This is a genomic window from Streptomyces sp. sk2.1 (genome assembly GCF_008120935.1).
Lineage (GTDB): Bacteria > Actinomycetota > Actinomycetes > Streptomycetales > Streptomycetaceae > Streptomyces.
On the sequence record NZ_RDBO01000059.1, the window covers coordinates 18849 to 42553 of the forward strand.

A 23705-nucleotide genomic window follows, 5' to 3' on the forward strand; every position below is an offset into this window, starting at 1 on the left:
GGTTCGGCGGATGCCGGTGGGGCGGCGGGGCGTTCGGGTTCGGCGGATGCCGGTGGGGCGGCGGGGCGTTCGGTCGTCACGGTGTCTTCGTCTCCGTCTCCGGGGTGAATCGGTCGGCCTGGATCCGGAACATCCGGGCGTAGTCGCCGTCCATGGCGACCAGTTCGTCGTGGGTGCCCTGTTCCGTGACCGCGCCCCGTGAGAGCACCACGATCCGGTCGGCGCGCCGCACCGTCGAGAAGCGGTGGGAGATGAGTACGACGGTCTTGTTCTCGGTGATGTCGAGCAGGAGGTCGTGGAGTTCGGTCTCGCCCCGTACGTCGAGGGCGGACGTCGGTTCGTCCAGGATCAGGACGCCGGCCCCGTGGTACAGCGCCCAGAGGGCCCGTGCGATGCCGACGCGCTGCCACTGGCCGCCGGAGAGGTCGACGCCGCCGAACGCCCGGTCGAGGACGGTGGACCAGCCGTCCGGCAGCTTCGCGACGACCTCGTCGAGCCCGGCGGCGCGGGCGATCTCCTCCAGGGCCGCCGGGGCCGGTTCCTCGTCCGGGGCGCCCATGAGGACGTTCTCGCGCACGGTCAGTCCCCAGCGGATCCAGTCCTGGAAGAGGACCGCGAACTGTTGCCACCACTGTTCGGTGTCGACCCGGGCGAGGTCGACGCCGTCGACCAGGATGCGGCCCTCGGTGGGTTCGTACAGTCCGCCGAGGAGTTTCACGAGGGTGGTCTTGCCCGCCCCGTTGACCCCGACGACGGCGACGGAGCTGCCCGCTTCGAGGGTGAGGTCGAGGTTGCGCAGCACCCAGACGTCCGAGCCGGGGTAACGGAAGCCCACGTTCTCGAAGACGATCGAATGGGCGAGCACGGGGGGTGTGTCCGGCTTCCGCGCGGTCCCGGCGCCCGTGGTGTCGTCCCCGGGGGGCCGGTTCGGGGCGGCGTGCTCCTCCAGTTCGCGCACCTGGCTCAGCAGGGCGCCCCCCATCGCGATGTTCAGCAGGTCCGGGGTGAGCACGGTCAGCCCCACGAGACCGATCGCGGCCACGGCGAAGGTGGTGAACCGGCCGATCGAGAGGTCCCCGTTCCTGGCGTCGAGGGCGAGCAGGACGAACACCAGGGTCTGGGCCACGAGGACGGCTCCGCCGCTGAGCAGGGAGACCCTGGCGACGGTTCCCCGTCCCCCGCGCACCTGGGCGAGAGCGGTGCCCCATTCCCTGCGGTAGCGGCCGACGAGCCAGTCGGCGAGTCCGAAGACCCGGACCTCCTTGCCCATCCCGGGAGTGGTCAGGGTGTCCTTGAGGTACGTGACCCGCCGCATCAGCGCGGGTGTGCTCTCCGCCGATTCGAGGCCCCGCTGGTAGAGGCGGGAGACCGTGGTCATGGCGTACGCGTAGGCGGCCAGGAGGAGCAGGGCCACCCACCAGCGGTAGGCGAACAGGACGAGGGCGCCGAGCACGGCGCCGCCCCGGATCACCGCCACGTTGGCCACGCCCACCACGGCGTCCCTGACCCGGGTGCCGGACATGCCCGCGTTGATGCCGGACACGAGCCCGCGGAACTCCGGGCTCTCCGTGTCCGCGGCGCGTGCGGGGCGTTGCAGTGCGGACATGACCCGCACGCCGACCTGACGGCCCAGCCTGCGGCCCAGCGATTCGGCCCATGCCTGGGACAGCGGGGGCAGTACCTGGAGCAGGAGGAAGACCACGCCGAGCACGAGTGCCGCGGCGGCCGCCCCGCCCGCGAGGAACGGGGTCCCCTCGCCGCGGGCCGTTCCGGCGAGTTCACCGGCGAGCAGGCCCGACGCCACGGCGAGCGCGGCCGGGAGCGCGGCGATCACCGCGATCAGCGCCGTCAGGGCGATGGTGCGCGACCGGTTCGCGCGGACGAGCTCGCCGAGCAGAACGACGGTCGGAGCAGGGGGTCTCCGGGTTCGCCGGTCCTCTCCGGAATCGGCCTCCCGGCCCGGCAGGACATGGTTCTCCGCTGACACGTTCCATCCTTACGTTCGCGGCGTCGGCTCGCGCTCTCGTGGCAAGGGGCCGGGACATCCTGGAACGGGCCCGGTTCACGACGACTGGTTATGCGGAGAGATTCTGCCGCCGCCCCCCTGCCGCAGCCACTACAAGATCAGCCAGTTCATCGGCAAGTTCCGACACCGTTCCGGGACTCCACAGGGCGGGCGGGGACCAGAGTTCGAGGAGTCCTCCGTGGCCCTCCCCCATGCTCAGGGTGAGGTCGTGGCGCAGGTGCAGCGAGGCCCTGGGCAGTGGTTCGACCGTCAGCGGCCCGAGCCGTACGGCCGACATGGTGACGTTGAACTGCTCGGTCCCGACGTTGGTGAGCGGATCCGCGGTGGAGAGCACCGGTCCCGCCGCACGGGCCACCTCCCGGTAGGGCACGTCCGTGTGCCGGAGCGCGGCGAGCACCGCCTCGCTTCCCCGGGCAACGGCCTGTTCGGGGGTGTCGCGCGGGGTCGTCCGCACCACGACGGGCACGGCGTTGACCATGCAGCCCATCACCGGGGCGTCCTGCGGACGGCGCACGGCCACGGGGGCGGCGAAAACGGCCCCCGTCCCCCCCGTGGTCCGGGCGAGGAGCAGCGCCAGGAGACCGGTGAGTCCCATGTAGACGGAGGCGCCGGACCGCGCGCAGGTCCGGGCGAAGGCCGGCCGTTGCGCGTCGGGGACGGGGACCCGCACACCGACCGCGCGCCGTTCGCCGCGGTTCCCGGTCAGGTCCGGATGGCCGAAGCGGTACGGCTCGCGCGGCAGTTCGCGGGCGACCAGGTCCGCCGTCCCGTTCGCGGTGGCGGCCCGTTCCCGCGCCAGCCGGTCGCGCAGCCAGTCCCGGTAGCCGGTGGCCGGGGGCCGCGGCTCGGGTGCCCGGCCCAGGACGCGGGCGCCGTAGCCGGCCAGCAGGGTCCGCAGCAGCACCCCGTGCGACCAGCCGTCGGAGATCAGGTGGTGCACGACGCAGACGAAGAGGTGCTCCTCGGCGGAAAGACGCAGGAGGCGCACCCGCCACAGCGGCCCCTCGCTCAGGGCGAAGGGCTCGGCGGAGGCGAGGGCGACGCAGCGGTCCACCCGGTCCCGGCGGACCTGTTCGGGCAGCGCCGACAGGTCCAGGACCTTCCAGTCGACGTGTTCGGCGTCGAAGACCTGACGGGGCTCGTCGGTGCCGACGATCCGGCACCGGAGCGCCTCGTGGGCCGCCCCGGCGGACCGGGTCGCGTCGTGCAGCGCCCCGGTGTCCAGGGCGCCGGTGAGGCGGAGGACGGCGACGTCGTGGTAGCCCGACAGGCCGGGCGCCAGCTGTTCGGCGAGCCACATTCCCTGTTGTGTCCCGGTCAGCGGCAGCGCCGCCGTGGCCGGCCGCCCGGAGCGGTGGCGCAGCAGCGCGGCCAGCCGCGCGCGGTCGACCGCCGGGGCCCCGTCGCTCACCGCCGTGCTCCCCCGTCCGCGACGAGTTCCAGCGGCAGACTGCTCATGCCTCCGAAGAAGTTGGAGTACACGGGTTCGGGTTCGCCCGCGAGACGGATCTCGCCGACCATCGCGCGGAGTTCCTCCAGGACGACCTTGATCTCCAGCCGGGCGAGGTGGACCCCGAGGCAGAAGTGCGGTCCCGCGCCGAAGGCGAGGTGGGGGTTGGAGGCCCTGGCCGGATCGAGCCGGTCCGGGTCGGCGTGGACCCGCTCGTCGCGGTTGGCGGAGACGTTCCACAGGGTGACGATGTCGCCCGCGCGGATGCGTCGGCCGTGCAGTTCGCTGTCCTCGACGGCCATGCGTCCCTGGTGCATCGACGGCGTGGTCCAGCGCAGGAACTCCTCGACGGCCCGGTCGGCATCCAGCCGTCCGTCCTTCAGCGCCTGCCACGTCTCCGGTCTGCGGGCCAGTTCGTACGCCATGCCGACGATGGTCAGCCTGGTGGTCTCGTCCCCGCCGAGGATGAGGCTGTAGCAGTTGAACACGATCTCGTCGTCGGTGAGCGCCCGTCCTCTGACCCTGGCGGTCGCCAGCAGGCCGGTCACGTCGTCCCGCGGTTCGGCCCGGCGGTCCTCCAGGAGGCCGGCGAAGTAGAAGAGGATGTTGTTCTTCGCCTTCCACGCGTCGGCCTCGGTGTGGTCGGGGGACACCGAGGAGACGGCCGACGAGGTCATGGCCAGGAGGTGCGGACGGTCCGCGACGGGCACGCCGAGCAGGTCACCGATGGCCGTCAGCGGTATGGCCGCGGCCACGTCGCGGGCGAAGTCGCAACGGCCCCGGTCGAGCGCGTCCCGCAGCAGTCGCCGGGCCGCGTCGCGGATGAGGCCCTCGGTGGCGGCGAGCGCACCGGGCGAGAAGCTCCGGGTCAGGAGCCGGCGGAGCGCCGTGTGCTGCGGGCCGTCGGTCACCGAGACCATGCGCCCGCCCGCCGAGTCGCCGTCCCCCCGCAGCGCGTCGAGGACGTTGCCGCGCTCCGAGGTGAAGCGCACGGCGTCGCCGTAGACGGCCCGCACGTCGTCGTGCCGGGTCAGTACCCAGAAGCCTTCCCGCGTGCCCCGGGGCGGCTGCCAGTGGACGGGGTCCTCGTCGCGCAGCCGGCGCCAGACGGGGCCGAGGTCGTGCTCCGCGTGCAGGCGCGGGTCGGCGAGGTCGATCCGGTCGAGGTCCCGTGTCGGGAGGGGTGGACGGTTCATCAGGCTGCTTCCTGGCCGGGAGGGGTGGGGCCGGTACGTCAGGGGAGGCGCACCTGCACGGGCAGGTGGGTCGGCCCGAGCATGAAGTTCGAGCGCAGTTGCCGGGGCGGGCCGTCCGGCTCGAAGCGCAGGCGGCGGGTGGCGATCTCCTGGAGGAGGAGACCGACCTCCATCTGGGCGAGCCCCATGCCGATGCAGCGATGGGCGCCCACGCCGAAGGCGATGTGCCGGTTCGGGGTGCGTCGCACGTCGAACCGGTCCGCGTCGGCGAACTGGCTCTCGTCGCGGTTCGCCGAGGCGTTCCAGAGGGTCACCGAGTCCCCTGCTTCGATCCGTCGGCCGTGCAGGTCGATGTCGCGGGTCGCGGTGCGCTGGACGTAGGCGTTGGTGGAGGTCCAGCGGAAGATCTCGTCGAGCGCGGTCGGCAGGCAGTCCGGTTCGCTGTTGAGCACGGCTGCCTGGTCGGGCCAGTCGATGAGGGTCTGCACCGCGGCGGCGGCGGTGAAGGGCGTGGTCTCGTTGCCCCCGACCGCCACGTTGAGGCAGTTGTAGAGGATCTCGTCCTCGGTGAGGCCGCGGCCGTTGACGGTCGCGTTCAGCAGGATGGTCACCAGGTCCTCGGCCGGTGACCGGCGGCGTTCCTCGACGAGCGCGGTGATGAAGTCGAAGATCTCGACCTGGGTGGCGGCCAGCCCGGTGGCCCCGGCGGAGGAGGACCGGTACGCGGGGTCCTGGAAGCCGATCATGGAGCGGGTGAGCGACAGCAGGTGCAGGGCGTCGGTGCGGCCCAGGCCGAACATGACGGCCAGCAGCCCGGCGGGGAGTTCCGGCGCGACCTCCCGGGCGAAGTCGCCCCCGCCCTCGTTCTGGAACCTGTCGAGAGCGGCGCGGACGCCGCCCCGCACCGCGTGCCTGGCCCGTTCCACCAGCTCGGGGAGGAACGCCTTGTGGATCTGCTGGCGCAGGAGGCGGTGCTGCGGGTCGTCGGACGCGATGAGCATGCGTCCCGACGCGGAGTCGGCCTCCCTGCGGTAGGAGCCGCCCAGGACGGTGCCCTGCCGGGAGGAGAAGGCGGCGGCGTCGACGTACGCGGCCGTGACGTCCTCCATGCGGGTGAGCGCCCAGAATCCGCCCTGCGCCGTGGCGTTCCAGTACACCGGGTGCTCCGCGCGCAGTTCCTTCCAGACGGCGTGCGGGTCGCCCCCGGTGAAGAGGTCGAGATCGGTGAGGTCGATCACTGAGGTGGTCACTGCGGCACCGCCTCCTTCCTGAGCGTGTCGATCAGCCGCGCCTGGTCCTCCAGGACGCTGTGCTCGAACAGGGCCTCGGGGCTGACCTCGACGCTCAGCCGTCGGCCGACCTGCAGGCGTACGCGCACCGCCAGCAGCGAGTGGCCGCCGAGCGCGAAGAAGTCGTCGCTCCGTCCCACGGCCTCGACCGCCAGCAGGTCCTCCCAGACCCGGGCCAGGAAGCGTTCCGTCTCGGTGCTCGGCTCGGCGTAGGCACCGCGCCGGGCCGCCCGGTCGTCCCGGACGTCGAGCAGCGCCCTCCAGTCGCGCTTGCCGTGGAGATCGGCCGGCATGGTCTCCAGGACGACGATCTCCGCGGGCACCAGCGGGGCCGGTACGTCCCGGGACAGTTCGGCACGCAGTTCCCTGAGCACCAGCCGCGTCCCCTCCTGCGGTACGACGAACGCCACCAGCCTGCGTTCACCCGCCTCCCCCGCGGCGGTGACCGCGGCCTCGGACACCCCCGAGCAGCGCAGCAGCAGCTGTTCGACCTCCAGCGGTTCCACGCGGTGGCCGCTGATCTTGACCTGGTTGTCGATGCGTCCGAGGTAGGACACGACACCGTCGGCGTCGCGTACGACCCGGTCGCCCGTCGCGTACATCCGCGAGCCGTCCGCGGCGAACGGGTCGGCGACGAACCGGGTGGCGCTGAGCCCCGGCCGGCCGTGGTAGCCGCGGCCGACGCCCTTGCCCGCCACGTACAGCTCCCCCGGTTCGCCCGGCGGAACGGGACGCATCGCCGGGTCGAGCACATGGAGTCCGGCGCCCTCGAAGGCGCTGCCGATGGGTACTTGCTCCTCGGGGCCGACCGGGCCGTCGACCGGGAAGCCCGTGCAGGCGACGGTCGTCTCGGTCGGACCGTAGAGGTTGAACAGGTCCCCCTCGAAGCCGCCCTCGCGCAGTTGCCGACAGGTGGCGGGAAGGAGGACGTCCCCGCCGGAGCAGAGCAGGCTCAGCGTGGCGAACGCCTCCCGGTCGTGGCGCGCCACGTGGTTGAGGGCGACGGCGGGGGCGAGCATGGCGGTGACACGGCGTCGCCGGATCTCCTTGCCGAGGTCGGTGGCCATCAGTTCGGGGATGCCGGGCGTGACCACGATCTCGGCCCCGCCCGCGAGGGCGCGCCACACCTCGAAGGTGAAGGTGTCGAAGGAGATGCCGGACGCCTGGGCGAAGCGGTGGCCGGGCCCCAGCCGGGGCAGGGCCTCGTCGACGGCGAAGCCCACCATCTGCCGGTGTTCGAGGACGATTCCCCGGGGTGTCCCGGTGGAGCCGGAGGTGTAGAGGAGGCAGGCGCCCGACGCCGGGAGCGGGCGGGCCGGCCCGGTGGGCGGCGTGGTGCGCGGCGGTTCCTCCCGGCCGGGGTCCCACTCCCATTCGATGACGTACGGGACGGTGGCCGCCAGTCGCTTCGCCCAGCCGGGGGCGGTGATCGCCGCGGTGGCGCGGCCGTCCCGGAGCATGTGCTCGCGGCGCCGCCGCGGGTAGACCTCGTCGACGGGGAGGTAGACGGCGCCCGCGGTGAGCACCGCGACCACCGCGACGACCACGCCGACGCCCCGGGGCATGTGGACGGCGACGACGTCGCCGGGTGCCACGCCTTCCTCGGCGAGGCGCGCCGCGAGGGCCTCGGCCCGCTCGGTGAGCTGTGTGTAGGTGAGCCCGCCCGTCGCGTCGCTCACGGCCGGTGCGTCGGGGTGGTGCCGTGCGCTCCGTGCGAGCAGGTCGACGAGTGTCTCCGGGTGGCTCTCCGTCATGTTGCGGCTCCTGAACCGTTCGGTGCGGTGTCCGTGACCGCTTCGGTGAACTCCTCGTCGATCAGCCTGATGAGGGCCGTCGGCGCCGAGAGGTAGGTGAGTTTCCCGCCGGCGAGCACGCGTTGGCGCACCGTGCCGTACGCGTTCCACCGGCTCATGTCGGCCGGTGCCGTCTCGGGGTCGTCCGTCCAGCCGATCGTGGTGATGGGGAATGTCAGCGGTCCGGGCCCGGGGGCCGTGTAGCGGAAGCACATCTCGACGTCCCCGCGCAGCACGCGCACGGCGAGCGGCATCAGTTCGGGCAGGACCTCGCCGCCGCCGGTGGCGTCCACCACGGCCTGGATCTCCTGGGCGAACTGGGTGTCCGTCATGGACGGGTGGAAGACCCCGGTGAGACCCGGGCCCGGTGGCCGGTAGCGCCGTTCGGGCGGCTCGTGCGGGACCTTCGCCGACGAGACGACCAGCAGGCTCGGCCGACGTACGCCCAGGCTCTCCAGCCGGGCGGCGAGGGCGTGGCCGAGCAGTGCCCCCATGCAGTGCCCGAACAGGACGTAGGGCCGGTCCAGGTGCGGCCGAAGGGCCTCGGCGGCGCCTTCCGCGAAGGCGTCGAAGGTCTCGTACGGGGCTTCCCCCACGCGCCCCTCCCGACCGGGGGGCTGCACGGCGCAGACCTCCAGGTCCCCGACGCGGGAGGGCCAGTGCCGGTACGAGGACGCGCCCGTCCCCGCGTAGGGCAGGCAGAAGAGCCGGGCTTCGGCATCGGGGGACGGAGGGCGCAGGAACCACCGTCCGGTCGATCGCATCACTGTCCTCCAAGTCGCGGGCGCACGGGTCGGCGGTCCGGTGCCCGCCGGGCGTGCCCGCTCCCGCGGACCCGCCCGGCGGTGACCGGCCCCCCGTCATCGCAGGGCGGAGTCCTTGGGGCGCTCGGCACGGGCGGTCGCCGCCCGGTCCACCTCGGCGCGGAACCCGGCCAGCGCGCGCACCGGGTCGGTGCCTTCCGCGAAGAGGCACGAGTTGACGAGCACCGACTGGAATCCGCGGCGGAAGGCGTCCCGGACGTGCTCGACGGAGCCGATCCCGCCGTCGAGCATCACCGGCACGGGGCTCCCCTCCAGGAGGGCGGTGACCTCGTCGAGGGACTCGGGGGCGATGCCCCGGCGGGCCCCGATCCCCGACCCCATCACCCGCACCATGGTGCTGCCGAGTTCGACGCACTGGTCGAAGGTGCGCCGGTCAGGTGTGATCAGCGGCCACACCTCGAGACCGTCGTCGATCAGCTCGCGGGCGGCGGCGACGACCTCCTCGTTGACGCCGAGCTTCAGGCCGGGGTCCAGGACCTCCAGCTTGATGACGCGGATGCCGGTGAGTTCGACGGCGCGCCGGGCGCGCTTGACCGCCTCGGCGGCCGTGGTGGGGTGGTTGATGTTGAGGACCGGGCGCAGTCCCAACTCCCCGCCCACGAGGTCGCGCACGCCGCCGAGGGTGGCGTCGGCGTAGCCGACGGGCAGGTCGTCGCCGTCGTCCACGCTGTCGATGGTGTGCGTGTTGACGGCGAGGTAGGAGCACTTGCTGGCCCGGAGCATCTCGACGGCCAGCTGGGTCGTCACTCGGTGGGAGGGCTGGGCGCCGAAGCAGTGGAAGAGGTCTATCACGGTTCTCCTCGGGGCGGGGAGCGGCGGACGGGAAGGGTTCGGATGAGGTTTCGGGGGTCGGCCGGTGTTCACCGGACGACCGGGGTGAGCCAGCCGGGGCGGGCGGGCACGCGGCCTCCGACGCAGTCGCGGTAGGCGCGGTCCAGTCGGTCGAACACGGGCCTTTCGGGCGGGAGTTCGCGGTTCTCGAAGTGCGCGACGGGAACCAGGCCGAGCGCCGTTCCGGTGAGGAAGAGCTCGTCGGCCCCGGCCAGGTCGTCGACGGTGAGCGGCTCCTCGCCGGTGTCGACGCCCAGGTCCTCGGCCAGCCGCAGGACGGTGTCCCGGGTGATGCCGGGGAGCAGGCTCTCCCGGGTCCAGGGGGTGACCAGCCGGCCCGAGCGGACGGCGAAGACATTCGCGATCGTCGCCTCGGCGACCCGCCCGGTGTGCGGGTCGAGCTGTACGGCGTCGTCGTAACCGGCCTCGGCGGCCCGGGTCTTGGCGAGCGCCGACACGGCGTAGTTGCCGGTGGCCTTGACCCCCGTGGGGAAGGTGCGGGGGGACGGCCTGGCCCAGGGGGACACGGTCAGCCGGATGCCGGGTCCCGCGGGGGTCCCGGTGCCGGGCGCGGCCCAGGTCTCCGCGCCGAACCGGAAGGCGAACCGGGCCAGGTCGACGCCCAGTCTCGCCTCGGGCGTGTACAGGACGGGCCGCACGTAGGTGTCGGCGAGGCCGGTGGCCGCCGTCGCCCCGACGATCATGCGGCGCAGTTCGTCCTTCCCGTACGGGTGCTCGATGCCCAGGGCGGCGGCCGATGCCAGGAGCCGGTCGATGTGGTCGTCGAGACGGAACAGCAGTGGTCCGCCGGGGCCGGCGTGGCTCCGTATCCCCTCGAAGACGGCGGTCCCGTGCTGGACGCTGTTGCTGCCGAAGGGCACCGAGGTGAGCCCCGGGGCCCCTTCGACGACCGTGGCCACGGAGACGGCGCCGAGCTGCGGCGAGGCGGCCCGCGGCGTGCTCATCGCCGCTCCAGCAGGGCACGCAGGCGTCCCAGTTCGTCGACGCTCTCCAGTACCTCGGCGCGTGACAGGCCGAAGTCGACCAGGCAGCCCAGCTCGTTGATCCCGGCGTCGACCAGCCGGTCCACGAAGGGCAGGCAGCTCTCCGCGGAGCCGAACAGGCCGGCCGAGCCCATGTAGCGGCGCAGTCCGTGCTCGACGAGGGCTTTCCTGTCCGCCTCCGAGACGTCCTCGGGGCGCACCCCGATGTCCTTGCCCGCGGCGAACTTGGTGAAGAGGCTCATGTGCTCCTGCAGGTAGCGGCCGAGGGGGCCGCGCACCCGTCCGGCCACCGCGTCGGGGTCGGCCGCCAGGTGGGTGTGGAGCATGCAGGTCACGGTGCGGTCCGTCGGCCGGTGCCCCGCTTCGGCCAGCGCCTCGTGGTACAGGCGCACGTGTTCGGCCACGTTCTTGAGGGGCTGTTCCAGCAGCGCGGTCAGCACGTGCAGGTTCAGCCGCCCGGCGGTGCGCCAGGTCTCCGGGTTGCCCGAGCTGGTGAGCCAGACCTCGGGGCTGCGCTGCGGGCGGGGGTGGGTGCGCACCTCGACGGGGCGTCCCCCGGGCCCGGGGCGTACGACGCTGCCGCCGGCCCACAGGGTGCGCAGCTCCGCGAGCCCTTCTTCGAGGACCTGTTTGCGCTCCTCGTATCCCTCCGGGTTCAGGACGAAGTCGTCCGTGTGCCATCCGGAGGCGAGGGAGATGCCGGTGCGTCCCCGGCTCAGCGAGTCCAGTACGCCCCATTCCTCGGCCACCAGGAGCGGGTCGTGCAGCGGCAGGACGACGCTGCCCGCCCGGAGCGCGATGCGCCGCGTCCTGGCGGCGATCGCCGCGAGCAGCAGTCCGGGGCTGGGGTAGGGGGCGCCGAACGCGTTGAAGTGGCGTTCCGGCACCCATACCGCGTCCAGGCCGAGGGCGTCCGCGCGTTCGGCGCATTCGAGGACGAGGTCGTGCTTGTCGCGGACGTTGTCGTCGGTGTCGGCGGAGAAGAAGAAGAGGCTGATCCGGGGTACGACGGCGGTGCGGTCGCCGGCCGGGGCGGGGACGGGGTCGGTGCTCGCCCCCTCGGGCCCGGTCCGCCGGCCCCGCAGCCGCTCGATCAGCAGCCTGCGCTCCTCGTCGAGGCCGTCCAGCACCACGTTCCCCCTGGGTCGCTCGGTCACGGGCGTTCCTCTCCTTCCAGCTCGGCGAGACGGGCGCGTACTTCCTCGTCCGTGAGGGCGGCGACCTCGGCGAGCAGCGCCTCGTCGGCCTCCGCCTCGGTCACTCCGGGTGGCGGCGTCCCGGCGTCCGCCGTACCGGTTCCGGAGTCGGTCGTCCGCGTCGTCGGGCCGGTCCCCTCCGGCGGCCGGGCTCCCAGCGCCTCCAGCTGCGCCGCGAGGTCGGCGACGGTGGGCCGTTCGAAGAGCGCCGTCATCTCCAGCTCCTCGATGCCGTCCTTGCGCATCTGGGTCACCATCTGCATGGCCAGCAGGGAGTGGCCGCCGATCTCGAAGAAACTGTCGTGCAGGCCGAAGCCGTCGTCACCGAGCAACTGGGCCCAGAGCCCCGCCACATAGCGCTGCATCGGGGTGGTCCCCCGCTCGGTGCGGGCCGCGGCGGGCGCGGCCCCGGCCGGGGTCGCCCGGGCCACGGGCTCCGCCGCTGCCGCCGGGCGCGGGCGGGCGGTGTGCGCGCCCGGCGCGAGTCCGTGGCGGACCCGGGCGAAGGGGTAGCCCGGGGTCGAGACGGGGACCCGCTGCTCGCCCCGGTAGTACGTGGCCCAGTCGACCTCACCGCCCTCCAGCCAGTGGTCGGTGAGGACGTCCAGCAGGTCCTGCGGTTCGTCGCCGCTCCCGTCCGCCATGGTCGCGAGGCACACCGTGTCGTCCGTGGCGGCCTGGGCCAGTTTGCTCAGCGAGCGCCCGGGGCCGACCTCGATGAAGACGGTGACCCCGTCCCGGGCGAGGGTGTCGAGTCCGTCCGCGAACCGGACGGGCTGCCGCAGCTGCTGTGCCCAGTAGTCCGGGCTGGTGGCCCGCTCCTCCGTGAGGTAGGCGCCGTCGACGTCCGAGACCACGGGCACGGTCGTGCCGCTCAGTTCGTGTGCGCCGACCGCCTTGGCGAAGTCCGCCGCCGCCCCGTCCATCAGCGGGGAGTGGAAGGCGCGGGTCACATCGAGCCGGCCGTGCGGCACGCCGTCGGCCCGCAGCCGTCCGGCCAGGTCGTCGACGGCCTGCGGGGTCCCGGAGACCACCACCAGCTGCCCGGCGTTGACGGCGGCGACGGAGAGCCCGTCGCCGAGGAGGTCCTCGACCTCCCGCTCGGAGAGGTTCACGTAGAGCATGGCGCCCTCCGGCGCGGCGGCCATCAGGCTGCCCCTCCGTGCCACGAGTTCGGCGGCCGTGGCGAGGTCCATGCCCCCGCCGAGGGAGGTGGCGACCAGCTCCCCGACGCTGTGGCCGAGCATGGCGTACGGGCGGATCCCGTAGTCGAGGAGGGTGCGGCCCATCGCCCACTCGACGGCGAAGAGCGCCGGCTGGGTCAGTTCCGTCCGGGCGAGCACGGCCCGCGCCGCGGCGTCGTCCGGGTCCGCGTGCAGCGCTTCTCGCAGTTCCGGTCCCGTCCACGGGTCCAGCGCGGCGAGCGCCGCTTCGAGGTGTCCGGCCAGGACGGGGTCCCCGGCGGCAAGCCGTGCGCCCATCCCGGGCCGTTGCGCTCCCTGGCCCGGGAACAGGAAGGCGGTGCGCACCGTTCCCCTGGCCCGGGACTCCCGCTGGCGGCGGCTGCCCCGCGCGGACAGCCCGAACGCCACGTCCTCCAGGTCGCGGGCGTGCAGGGCGCGCCGCAGGCGCAGGTCCCTGCGGCCCGTGGCGAGGGTGAAGGCCAGGTCGGCGACGGGGACCTCCGGGTGCTCCCGGGCCCACTGGCCGAGGTTCTGGCTCAGTTCCTCCAGGCTCTCCGGCGCGGCGGCCGAGAGCAGAACGGGATGGCGTCGGCGCCCGGTCGGCCCGCCGGTCCGGCCGACGGGTGCCTCCTCCAGGACGACATGGGCGTTGGTTCCCCCCATGGCCAGCGAGTTGACACTGGCGAGCAGGGGCTGGTCGGACTCCAGCGCGGTGAGTTCGGTGGCCACCCGGAACGGCGAGGTGGCGAGCTCCAGCTTGGGGTTGGGCCTGCGGAAGTTCACCAGCGGGGGGACCCGGCGGTGCTTGAGGCTGAGGACGGTCTTGATGAGGCCCGCCACGCCCGCGGCCGCGTCGAGGTGGCCGATGTTGGGCTTGGCGGAGCCGATCCAGCAGTAGTCACGTGCGTCCGTCGAGGACCGGAACGCCCGGGTGAGGGCCGCGACCTCGATCGGGTCGCCGAGCGGGGTGCCCGTGCCGTGCGCCTCGACCAGGGAGATCTCCTCGGCCGTCACCCCGGCCCGCTGCAGGGCGCGCTGGACCGCGCGGCTCTGGCCGTCGATGCTCGGTGCGGTGAAACTCGCCTTCGCCTGCCCGTCGTTGTTGATGGCCGAGCCCCGGACGACGGCGTGGATCCGGTCGCCGTCCCGCAGCGCGTCGGCCAGCCGGCGCAGCACCACCACTCCGGCGCCGCTGCCCACGACGCTGCCGCCCGCGTCCTCGTCGAAGGTCCGGCAGTGACCATCCGGCGAGGAGGTGCCCCCGGGGTTGGCCAGGTACCCGGCGGCGTGGGGCATGCGGATGGACGCGCCGCCCGCCAGTGCCGTGTCGCACTCCTCGTCGAGCAGTGCCCGGCACGCCATGTGCACCGCGACGAGCGAGGTCGAGCAGGCCGTCTGCACGGCGACGCTCGGGCCCCTCAGATCGAGCTTGTGCGAGACCCGGGTGGTCAGGTAGTCCTTGTCGTTCCCGAGCATGGTCTGCAGGTCGCCGACGAGGGCGACCACGTCGTCGGCGTGCGGCATGACGTTGTGCAGGATGTACGTGTTCATCGTGGAACCGCCGTAGACCCCGACCAGTCCCCGGTGGCGCCTGCTGTCGTACGCCGCGTCCTCCAGGGCGTGGTACGCGCACTCCAGGAACACCCGGTGCTGCGGTTCCATGATCGACGCTTCCCGCGCGGAGTAGCCGAAGAACGCCGCGTCGAAGCAGTCGGCATCGTCCAGCGGGGCCGAGACGTCGACGTAGTGGGGATCGTCCAGCTGCTCCGGCCGGGCACCGTTCGCCAGCATCTCCTCCCGGCTGTGCCGGGCCATGCTCTCGACGCCTTCGCGCAGGTTGCGCCAGAACTCCGTGACGTCCCGGGCGCCGGGCAGCTTCGCCGCCATTCCCGTGATCGCGATCGAGTCGGGATGCTCGTGTGCGGGAATCCGAGTCACTGTACGTCCTTCACTGTCGCTGCTGACAGAACTCCGCCGCGGGGGCGGGATGCCTCTTCCCTCCGTCGTGCGACGAGCGCCTGGGCCAGGTCACGTGGACACGGGTATTCGAAGAGGTGGTGCACGGGGAGAGGGGAGCCGAACGCCGCCTCCAGACGGCCGTGCATCCGCGTGACCACGAGGGAGTGCGCGCCGAGGTCGAACACGTTGGCTTCCGGCGGGACCCGGGGGACGGCCAGCACGGATGCCCACAGCCGGCAGACCGTGTCCTCCACATCGGCGAGGGTGGCGTCCGCGGACACGGGCGTCGCGTACGCGTCGTCCGCGCTGCGCTCCAGCGCGGCGTCGTCCAGCTTGCCGTTCGTCGTCATCGGCAGTCGTTCGAGCACGACGAGCTGTTCCGGTACCAGGGCCGGGGGCAGCTGGTGTGCGGCATGCTCCAGGACCGCCCGGTGCCGGACCCCGGCGCCCGTGACGAAGGCGACGAGCCGGCCGGGCCTGCCCACCACCCTGACCACGGCGCTCGCGATCCCGGGGGCGGACCGCAGCACGTGTTCGACCTCGCCGAGTTCGACGCGGAATCCCCGGATCTTCACCTGCCGGTCGGCCCTGCCCAGAACGACGACGTGGCCGTCGTGGGAGGCGTACGCCCGGTCGCCGCTGCGGTACACGGTCCCGCTGCCGTCGGGTGCCGCGACGAAGCGCCGTGCGGTCAGTTCGGGCCTGCCCAGGTAGCCGTCGGCGACTCCGGTCCCGCCGATGAGCAGTTCCCCGACCGCCCCCACCGGCAGGGGCCTGCCGTGTTCGTCGGCGATCTCGATCCGGGCGGAGGCGGAGGCGCTGCCGGTGGGCAGCACCGGGGGCAGCAGGGCGTCGGGCAGGTCCGCCGGCACCTCGTACATCAGGCAGTTGACGGTGGCTTCGGTGGGGCCGTAGCCGTTGAACAGCCGGCACTCCGCGGGGACGAGGGCCCGCAGACCGGCCACGGTGGAGGCGCGCAGGACCTCGCCGCCGAGGAGCACCAGGCGCAGGTCGGGCAGTGGCTGTCCGGCGGCGATCAGCTCGTCCGCGAAGGACGGGGTGGTGAACAGTACGCTGACCCGTTCGCGGCGCAGGAAGCGGGCGTAGGACAGTGCGTGGGCACGGTCCTCGCGCCGGGGCACGACCACGCAGCCGCCGAACGGGAGGACCGTGAACAGTTCCTGGAGGCCGAAGTCGAAACCCAGGGAGAGCGTCTGCGCGATCCGGGCCCAGGCGCCGAGGCGCCAGGTGCGGCCCGACCATTCGATCAGCGGTTCGATCTGGTCCCGGCGGATCACGACGCCCTTGGGGGCGCCCGTGGACCCGCTGGTGTAGACGGTGAAGGCGGCGGTCGGCCCGTCCGGCTCGGGGGCCGGTGGCTCCGGGGCGGCGGAGGCGGCCTGCTCGATCCCGAGCACCGTGATCTCGTGGGGCAGCCCGCTCACCAGGGCCCGGGCGCGTTCCTCCAGCTCGGCGGAGCTGAGCAGGCAGACGGGGCGGCAGTCGGCCAGCATGTGCCGCAGTCGTTCGTCGGGGAACTCTACGGGGAGCGGGAGGACTCCGAGCCCGGCGCTCCAGGCTCCGTACATGCCGACGGTGAAGTCCTCGGGGGCGGAGACGAGCAGGGCGGCCTGGCGGCTCGCGAGTCCGTCGGCCCGGCTCCGGTCCTCGGGGCCGGCCCCGGCGGGGGCGGACGGCTCGGTGCGGATCCTGTCGTTCATGACCGTCCTCCCGGCTTTTCCGTGACGGCCCGCAACGCGGCCGCGACCCGGTCCACCCGGTCGGTGAACCCGGCGAAGGTCAGAACGCCGTCCGGACCCTCGACCGCGGGGGCGTCGGGCCGTTCCCGGGCCAGGTGCCGCATCCGTTCGAGGACTCCCGGCCGCAAGGGGTCGCCGTCCCGCCGGCCGACCCGTCCGAGCAGTTCGCGGTCCGCCGGGGACAGCACCAGCACGTCCCCCAGGCACCGGTCCTCGCCACCGGTGGCGGAGGTGGAGGCGGCGAGCGCGGCGGCGAAGGTGTCCAGGACGGCGCGGGCCGTCCTTGCGGTGAAGAGGTCGGCGGCGTGGTCGAGGGCGAGGTGGTACCCGTCGTCGAGCGGCGTGATCACCAGGTCGAGATCGCACCGGGTGCTGCGCGCGGGTGTCGGCACGGTGCGCAGGGCCAGTTCGCCCAGGACGAGTTCGGCCTCGTGCCCGGCCAGGGCGGCGAGCAGCCCCGGCGTCCCGGGCAACGGGTTCTCGTGCACCGTGATCATCGATTCGACGAGGGGGGTGCGGCCCGGTTCACGGGTGGGTCCGACCACCTCCACGGCACGTGCCAGGGGGTACATCCCCGCCTCCATCGCCCGGTCGAGCTGCCGGCGCACCTCTTCGGTGAGGGTCGTCAGCGGCTGCTCGGGGTCGATGTCCACGGCGATCGGCGCGGTGTTCGTGCACAGGCCGCCGATGCCTCCGTGGCGCCCGGCGGTGCGTCCGCTGACCGGGACGCCGACGACCACCGGCACCGGGGTGCCGTACCGGTGCAGCGTCGCCGCCCACAGGGCGGTGAGCAGGGCGACCCGGTCCTTCCCCGGAATCGCGCCGATCCCGGTGCGCGGGACCTTCGTGGTCACCCGTCGCCCCCTGACGGCGCGTCGGGCGGAGCGGGGGCTGTCGGTGCGCACGTCCAGCGGGCGGGAGCGGGTCGGCATCAGCGCGCGCAGCTCGGCGTCCCGCTCCAGGGCCGCGGCGGAGCCGGAGTACGCCTCCTGCTCCTCGACATAGGCGTCGTAGGGGGTGGTCCTGGTGAGGAGCACCGGCCGTCCGGTGATCTCCGCCGAGTAGAGTTCGCCGACGTCCCGCATGATCTGGGCGAGCGACCACAGGTCCGTCACCAGGTGGTGGACCACCAGTTGGTACACGGTCCGCCGGGGCGACTGCCAGCGGTGGCACCGCAGCAGCGGCCCCTTCGCGGGACGGAACGGGGTGGCGGCGGCTTCGGCGAGCCGCTCCTCCATCAGTTCGTCCGGCACCGGACGGGGTTCGAGGGCCAGGGCGGCGCGCAGTTCCTCCTCGGCGACGGGGACGCGCCGGGTCCCGTCCGCACCGGTCTCGAAGCGCATGGCCAGTTCGGGCTGCCGGGTCAGGGCGGTGCGCAGCGCCCCGTCGAGCGCGGTGAGGTCGGTGCCCCCGGCGGGCTCCCAGGCGAACGCGATGGTGTACTCGTCGCTCTCGGGCGCGAGCATGTGCAGGAAGAGCAGGGCCTCCTGGGCCCGGGACAGCCGGCCGTGGCACTCGGTGGCCCCGCCCGCGGCGAGGGGGCGCATGGGCTCCGACGCCACGGCGCGCACCAGTTCGTCCGGGGTCATCCCGGCCAGGATCGGCCCGACGGAGAGGTCGCGTCCGCATTCACGGGCGATGCCGGTCGCGATCTGTACGGCTCTGAGGGAGTCGAGGCCGTGGCGGACGAGCGGTTCGTCACCGGGCACGTCCACGCCCAGCACCTCGCGGACGACGCGCCGGACTCTGGCCCGGGGGCCGCCGTCGGTCCCCGGTGCGGGGGCGGCGCCGCTTCCGGCGCGGGCCGCGTCGTACGCGCCGGCGAGGAAGCGGGTGCGGCACTCCTGGCGGCGGATCTTGCCGCTGGTGGTCTTGGGCACCGTGCCGCGCGCCACCGCCACCAGTTCCGTCAGGGCCACGCCGTGGGCGGAGGCGACGGCCCCGGCGAGCCGGGTCCGGTCGGCATCGGTCAGCCGCTCGCCGTCACGGAGTTCCGCGACCACGACGACGCCCTCGCCGTCCGGGGACGCGAACGCCGCCGCGCAGCCGGAGCGCAGGACGTCGGCGTGTGCGCAGACCAGTCGTTCCAGGTCCTGCGGATAGTGGTTGCGGCCGCGGACGATGATCAGGTCCTTGGCCCGTCCGGTGACGTGCAGTTCGCCGTCGGCCAGGAAGCCGAGGTCGCCGGTGCGCAGCCACGTCGCGCCCAGATCCTGTCCGGCCTCCCCGGTGACCGTCGTGCCGAACACGTCGGGGTCCCGCCCGTCGCGGGCCCAGTAGCCGGTGGCGACGCCGGCGCCGCTCACCGCGATCTCGCCGATCCGCCCTTCGGGCAGGGCGCTTCCCGAGGCGTCCACGACGGCCAGGTCGCATCCCCGGGGCACGCCGCAGGACACACCGGAGGTGCCGTCCTCGGCCGTGCGGACCGAAGTGCCCCGGCCCACCGGGACCGAACTCACCAGGAGGGTCGCCTCGGCCAGCCCGTAGCAGGGGACGAACGCCTCCTTGCGGAAGCCCGTGGCCGCGAGGTGTTCCGCGAACCGTTCCAGGGTCGCGCGCGCGACGGGCTCCGCCCCGCTGTAGGCGGTGCGCCACCGGCTGAGGTCGAGGCCGTCCCCGATGGGGCCCTGCCGTTCGAGGGTCTTGTTGACCAGGGCGTAGGCGAAATCGGGTGCGCCGCTGGTGGTCACGCCGTGGCGGTGCACCGCGGTGAGCCAGGACAGGGGACGGCTGATGAAGTCGAGGGGCGAGGCGAGGTACGCCCGGCAGCCCGTGTGCAGCGGATGCAGGATGTTCCCGATCAGCCCCATGTCGTGGTACGAGGGGAGCCAGCTGAGCACGGTCGTGTCCCGGTCGTGCTCGAAGGCGTCGCGGATGGCCGTGAGGTTCGCCGCGAGGTTCCCGTGGCTGACCCTCACTCCCCGGGGCCGCCCGGTCGAGCCGGAGGTGTACTGGAGGAACGCCGGCGCGTCGGGGTCCGCCGGGCCGTCGGCCCGCAACTCCTCCCCGCACGGCTCCCACAGGGCGGGCAGGCCGGTCCGCTGCGACACGTACGCGGCCATGCCCTCGTCGGAGGTCCAGGCCAGCCCGGCGCCGCTGTCGGCGACGATGCGACGGATCCGGGCGATCTCCTCCTCGGTGTTGAGCAGGGGGTAGACGGGGACGGGCACGCAGCCGGCGTACAGGCTGCCGAAGAAGCCGGTCACGAACGTCAGCCCCGGCGGCTGCACCAGCAGGACCCGGTCCCCCGGCACGGTCCGGGTGCGCAGGGCGCCGGCGATCCGTGCGGCGGCGACGTCCAGGTCGCCGTAGGTCAGTGACTCCTCGATCTCGTCGAGACCGGTGAGCCAGGACAGCGCGATCCTGTCCGGGTACTGCGCGGCGTGCCCCCGCAGGGCGGTGAGGACGTCGAGGGCGGGCTCCTCCACGTTCACTTCCCTCCTTCCTCGTCCTCGTGGGCCCCGTGGCCCGGGTCCGTCCCGTGGACTCCGCGGCCCGGTGCGGGCGGCGGGGCCGCGGAGTCCAGGTGCGCGGCCAGATCGCGCAGGCGGGGGTGCTCGAACACCGCGACCATCGGCACCGCCCGGCCCAGTACCCGGCGCAGCCGGCCCGCGAGCCGGATCGCCAGCACGGACTGGCCCCCCAGCAGGAAGAAGTCGTCCAGCGCCCCGATCGGCCCGACGCCGAGCACCGCGGACCACGCCTCGGCGAGCAGGGTCTCCGTGGGGCCCTCGGGTGCCACGAACGCGTCCCCCTCCCGGCCCGCGGTGGCCGCGGGGGACGCGAGTGCCGCCCGGTCCGCCTTGCCGGTCGGCGTGGTCGGAATCCGGTCGACGGCTGCGAACACGGCGGGCGTCATGTAGGCGGGGAGTTCCCGCCGGGCGGCTTCCCGCAGGGCGGCGGCGGGCACCTCCCGTTCGCGGGAGGTGTAGTGGACGGCGATTCCCCGGCCGCCCGGCAGGTCGTCATGGACCGCGGCCACGACCTGGCGGACGCCTGGCACACGCGTGAGCACGGACTCGATCTCGCCCAGCTCGATCCGGTGGCCCCGTATTTTCACCTGGCCGTCCTGCCGGCCCAGGTACTCCAGTTCGCCGCCGGGCTGCCGAACGGCGAGGTCACCGGTGCGGTACATCCTGGTTCCGTCGCCCGCGAACGGGTCCGGCACGAAGCACCGGGCGGTGAGTCCGGGGTTGCCGTCGTAGCCGCGTGCCACCCCGCTGCCCGCGAGATGGATCTCCCCCGGCACGCCGTCGGCGACCGGACGCAGCCGATGGTCCAGCAGGTGGACCCGTACCCCGGGCAGCGCCTCTCCGAGGTGCGGGACGCTGCTCCCGGCCACGGGGGCGACGGTGGAATCCACGGTGCACTCGGTGGGTCCGTAGAGATTGACGGCCCGTACGGAGCCCGCCTCCTCCAGCTCCCGCAGCTCGTCCCACAGGCCGGCGGGCAGGGCCTCGCCGCCGATGAGCATTCTGAGCGGTTCCTCCCGGGGGGCGCGGTCGAGCCGGTCCACGAGCAGAGCGAGGTGGGACGGCGTCACGTCGAGGTCGGTCAGCCGCTCCCGTTCGATGACGCGGGCGAGTTCGTCGGGGTCCTGGCGGACCCGGTCGTCGAGCAGCACCAGTGTGTCCCCGCGGCAGACCCTGCTCCACTGCTGCACCGAGGCGTCGAACGAGACGCTCGCGTTCCATCCCACGCGTCGCGCGGAGCCGTCCGTGACGCCCGCCCGTGCCAGTGCGTCGACCAGGGCCATGACGCTCCCGTGCTCCACGGCCACGCCCTTGGGCCGGCCGGTCGTTCCCGAGGTGTAGAGGACGTAGGCGAGTCCTCGGGTGTCGACGGGCGGGACGGGGGGAACGTCGTCCGGTGCCTCCTGGAGCAGCCCGTCGATCCGCAGGGCCTGGACGTCGGAGGTCGGCCCGGTGCCTGCGGATGTGCCCGCCCGTTGCCGTACGAGCAGTTCCCCCTGCGGCGAGGCGGCCGTCGTCGGGTCCGTCAGCAGCCATCCGGCACCGCTGTCGGCGAGCATGAAGGCGAGCCGTTCCGGCGGCAGTGCCGGATCCAGGGGCACATGGGCGGCGCCGCACCTGAGCACGCCCAGGAGCGCCGTCAGCAGTGCGGTGCCCCGGCCGAGGAGCAGCGCCACCCGCTGCTCCGGCCCGGCGCCCCGGTTCCGGAGCGCGGCGGCCACGGCCCCCGACCCGCGGTCGAGTTCGCGGTAGGTCAGCACCCCGTCCGGTGCGACCAGGGCCGTGCGGTCGGGATGCCTGCGCACGGCGTCGGCGAATCCCTCCGCCAGGGACCGCACCCCGGGGCCCGCCGCCGGGACCGCGCTCCGCCCCTCCAGGGTCAGTGCTTCAGCCATCCTGTCCTCCACTCCTCGCACACCTCGTGGCGTTCGGCCGGAACACGTCAGAACCGGAAGCGGGAGGGCTCGGGGTCCACCGCCGCCACCGCGGCCTCGAAATCACGCCACAGCTGCGGAAGGAGCCGGGCCTCCTCCGGCCGGCCCCCGTCCCGGGCGGCCATGATCCGCTGGCTGATCCGCAGCATCGGGGTGAGCTGCTCGACGGTGACCCCCTTGCCCTCGAGATAGGGCAGGGACCAGAAGTCGAAGTCGTAGAGGGGGAGCCAGACGGATTCGGTCACCCGCTCGAACATGGAGTCCGTCAGCGCGGCGGCCTCGCTCGACGTCATGGACGTGTGCGACCAGGTGTACCCCTCCCCCTCGATCCCGTAGAGCTCGCGGTTGCGGTACACGGGGGACCTCGGGTTCGCCCACCACGCCTGTGCCCGCCAGAAGGTGGGACGGGACTCGTTGAGGAAGTCGACGGTGTTCTGGACGCTCCGCTCGGTTTCGCCCGGGAACCCGACGATGATCGAGGCGAAGCTGGTGATGCCCCGTTCGTTCAGCCGCTCGATGCCCTGCCGGTACTGGCTGTCCTGGGCCAGCTTGTGCATGTTGCCCAGCACTTCCGTGTCCCCGGACTCGATGCCGAGGAACACCCCCGAGCAGCCGCTCTGCGCCGCGAGGTCGAACGCCTCCTCGTCACGGGCGTTGGAGCACCGGAAGTACGAGTACCAGTGGAGACCGAGGTCCTCCTCGATCATCATCCGGCAGATCTCCTTGAACCGCTTCGGCGGCACGTTGAACGTGTCGTCGACGAACACGACGTTGCGCACGCCGTGTTCCGCCAGCGCGCGCAGTTCCTTGCGCACGGTCTCGACCGACGCCGTCGTCAACGCCCCCGCGCGGGAGGGGTAGTCGCAGAAGCTGCACTTGAAGGCGCAGCTCCTGGCGGTCCGGATCTGGGCCGTCGGGCCCACGAGTCCGGGTGAGAAGCCCGCCCAGTCGATGGACCCCTCGTCCAGGCTGTTCGCCTCCGGCCTGCGCCTGGTCAGCTCCCAGGTGTCGGCCGGGCAATGGATCACGTTGGCCACCCGGGTGACGTCCTGGCCGTCCCGCACCGCCCGGACGAGCTGCACGAGGGCCGACTCGCCCTGGGACTCCTGGACGTAGAGGTCGGCCCCCATCGTGAAGAAGAGGTCCTGCGCGGTGTCGGTGATGCCGTCGCGGCACAGGTTGTCGATGAGCGGCCCGCCGATCACGATGCGGCTCCCGGGCGAGTGTTCCCGGACCATCTCCACGATCGGCAGGACCGGGAGCACGTTGACGTAGAAGGTGGTCGTGATCGCGACCACGGCCGGGCGCTCCGCCAGCAGTTCGACCAGCCTGTCCCGTTCCGCGCTGAACAGCGAGACCGGTTCCGCGGTCATGCCGTGCCGGCGCAGGAAGCTGGTCAGGTACAGCGCGGCGAGGTTGAAGACCTCACCCACGTGGTACCGGTCGTCGCGTCCGGTGATCTTGTTCCGTACCGTGCTGAAGGCGTCCATCCACGGCAGGGGGCGTCCGTCCACGGACAGATGCTCTTTGCGGAAGATCTGGTACTCCGGCGACATAGGTCCGGCACGCTCGCTCATTACCCGGTACGCCTCGAAATCACCCTCGTTGTATCCGACGACCACGCAATCCAGACCTGCCACGGAATGCACCCCCGAGGGTTCGATTCGGTACCCGTATACAAAAAAACGCAAACGCGATGAGGACCACCAGGAATCGCACCTTAGGCGGGTCCGGTTGTCGGACAGTTATGTTCGGGTATCCCATGGGGCAGCACACCGGGTTTCAC

Annotated in this window: 14 protein-coding genes; all 14 read right to left on the reverse strand. The window is 73.1% G+C overall.

Features of this window, described 5'->3' with window-relative positions; translation table 11 throughout:
• Positions 1 to 76: 76 nt before the first annotated feature.
• The 14 genes from EAO76_RS21530 to EAO76_RS21595 all read right to left on the reverse strand — a co-directional run bounded on the left by EAO76_RS21530 (position 77) and on the right by EAO76_RS21595 (position 23559).
• Positions 77 to 1987, reverse strand: a complete 1911-nt coding sequence (locus EAO76_RS21530) for an ABC transporter ATP-binding protein (protein WP_148837594.1) — start codon at positions 1985 to 1987, stop codon at positions 77 to 79.
• An 88-nt stretch (positions 1988 to 2075) separates the two neighbouring features.
• Positions 2076 to 3437, reverse strand: a complete 1362-nt coding sequence (locus tag EAO76_RS21535; protein WP_148837595.1) for a condensation domain-containing protein — start codon at positions 3435 to 3437, stop codon at positions 2076 to 2078.
• Positions 3434 to 4672 carry a cytochrome P450 gene (locus EAO76_RS21540; RefSeq protein ID WP_148837596.1) on the reverse strand — a complete coding sequence of 413 codons (1239 nt, stop codon included), beginning with the start codon at positions 4670 to 4672 and terminating at the stop codon, positions 3434 to 3436. Before EAO76_RS21540 ends, EAO76_RS21535 begins: the two co-directional genes overlap by 4 nt.
• A gap of 38 nt (positions 4673 to 4710) precedes the next feature.
• Entirely contained in the window at positions 4711 to 5922 is a 1212-nt protein-coding gene (locus EAO76_RS21545) for a cytochrome P450 (protein WP_262375638.1), read from the reverse strand.
• On the reverse strand, positions 5919 to 7715 hold the full coding sequence (locus EAO76_RS21550; protein WP_148837597.1) for a non-ribosomal peptide synthetase: 1797 nt from the start codon (positions 7713 to 7715) through the stop codon (positions 5919 to 5921). Before EAO76_RS21550 ends, EAO76_RS21545 begins: the two co-directional genes overlap by 4 nt.
• On the reverse strand, positions 7712 to 8518 hold the full coding sequence (locus tag EAO76_RS21555) for a thioesterase II family protein (protein ID WP_148837598.1): 807 nt from the start codon (positions 8516 to 8518) through the stop codon (positions 7712 to 7714). The genes EAO76_RS21550 and EAO76_RS21555 overlap by 4 nt, the downstream gene beginning before the upstream one ends.
• 96 nt (positions 8519 to 8614) lie before the next feature.
• Positions 8615 to 9370 (reverse strand): thiazole biosynthesis family protein, encoded by a 756-nt coding sequence (locus tag EAO76_RS21560; RefSeq protein WP_148837599.1) that lies wholly within the window; start codon positions 9368 to 9370, stop codon positions 8615 to 8617.
• A 68-nt stretch (positions 9371 to 9438) separates the two neighbouring features.
• Positions 9439 to 10374 carry an aminotransferase class IV gene (locus tag EAO76_RS21565; RefSeq protein ID WP_148837600.1) on the reverse strand — a complete coding sequence of 312 codons (936 nt, stop codon included), beginning with the start codon at positions 10372 to 10374 and terminating at the stop codon, positions 9439 to 9441.
• Complete coding sequence (locus tag EAO76_RS21570; protein WP_148837601.1) at positions 10371 to 11570, reverse strand: MupA/Atu3671 family FMN-dependent luciferase-like monooxygenase; 1200 nt, start codon at positions 11568 to 11570, stop codon at positions 10371 to 10373. The genes EAO76_RS21565 and EAO76_RS21570 overlap by 4 nt, the downstream gene beginning before the upstream one ends.
• The gene (locus EAO76_RS21575) at positions 11567 to 14731 is read right to left on the reverse strand and encodes a type I polyketide synthase (protein ID WP_262375639.1); all 3165 of its coding nucleotides are present in this window, start codon (positions 14729 to 14731) and stop codon (positions 11567 to 11569) included. Before EAO76_RS21575 ends, EAO76_RS21570 begins: the two co-directional genes overlap by 4 nt.
• Positions 14728 to 16473 carry a non-ribosomal peptide synthetase gene (locus tag EAO76_RS21580; RefSeq protein ID WP_148837602.1) on the reverse strand — a complete coding sequence of 582 codons (1746 nt, stop codon included), beginning with the start codon at positions 16471 to 16473 and terminating at the stop codon, positions 14728 to 14730. Before EAO76_RS21580 ends, EAO76_RS21575 begins: the two co-directional genes overlap by 4 nt.
• Positions 16470 to 19946 (reverse strand): AMP-binding protein, encoded by a 3477-nt coding sequence (locus tag EAO76_RS21585; RefSeq protein ID WP_148837603.1) that lies wholly within the window; start codon positions 19944 to 19946, stop codon positions 16470 to 16472. Before EAO76_RS21585 ends, EAO76_RS21580 begins: the two co-directional genes overlap by 4 nt.
• Positions 19943 to 21880 carry a non-ribosomal peptide synthetase gene (locus tag EAO76_RS21590; RefSeq protein ID WP_148837604.1) on the reverse strand — a complete coding sequence of 646 codons (1938 nt, stop codon included), beginning with the start codon at positions 21878 to 21880 and terminating at the stop codon, positions 19943 to 19945. Before EAO76_RS21590 ends, EAO76_RS21585 begins: the two co-directional genes overlap by 4 nt.
• Positions 21881 to 21927: 47 nt before the next feature.
• The gene (locus EAO76_RS21595) at positions 21928 to 23559 is read right to left on the reverse strand and encodes a PhpK family radical SAM P-methyltransferase (protein ID WP_148837605.1); all 1632 of its coding nucleotides are present in this window, start codon (positions 23557 to 23559) and stop codon (positions 21928 to 21930) included.
• Positions 23560 to 23705 lie beyond the last annotated feature (146 nt).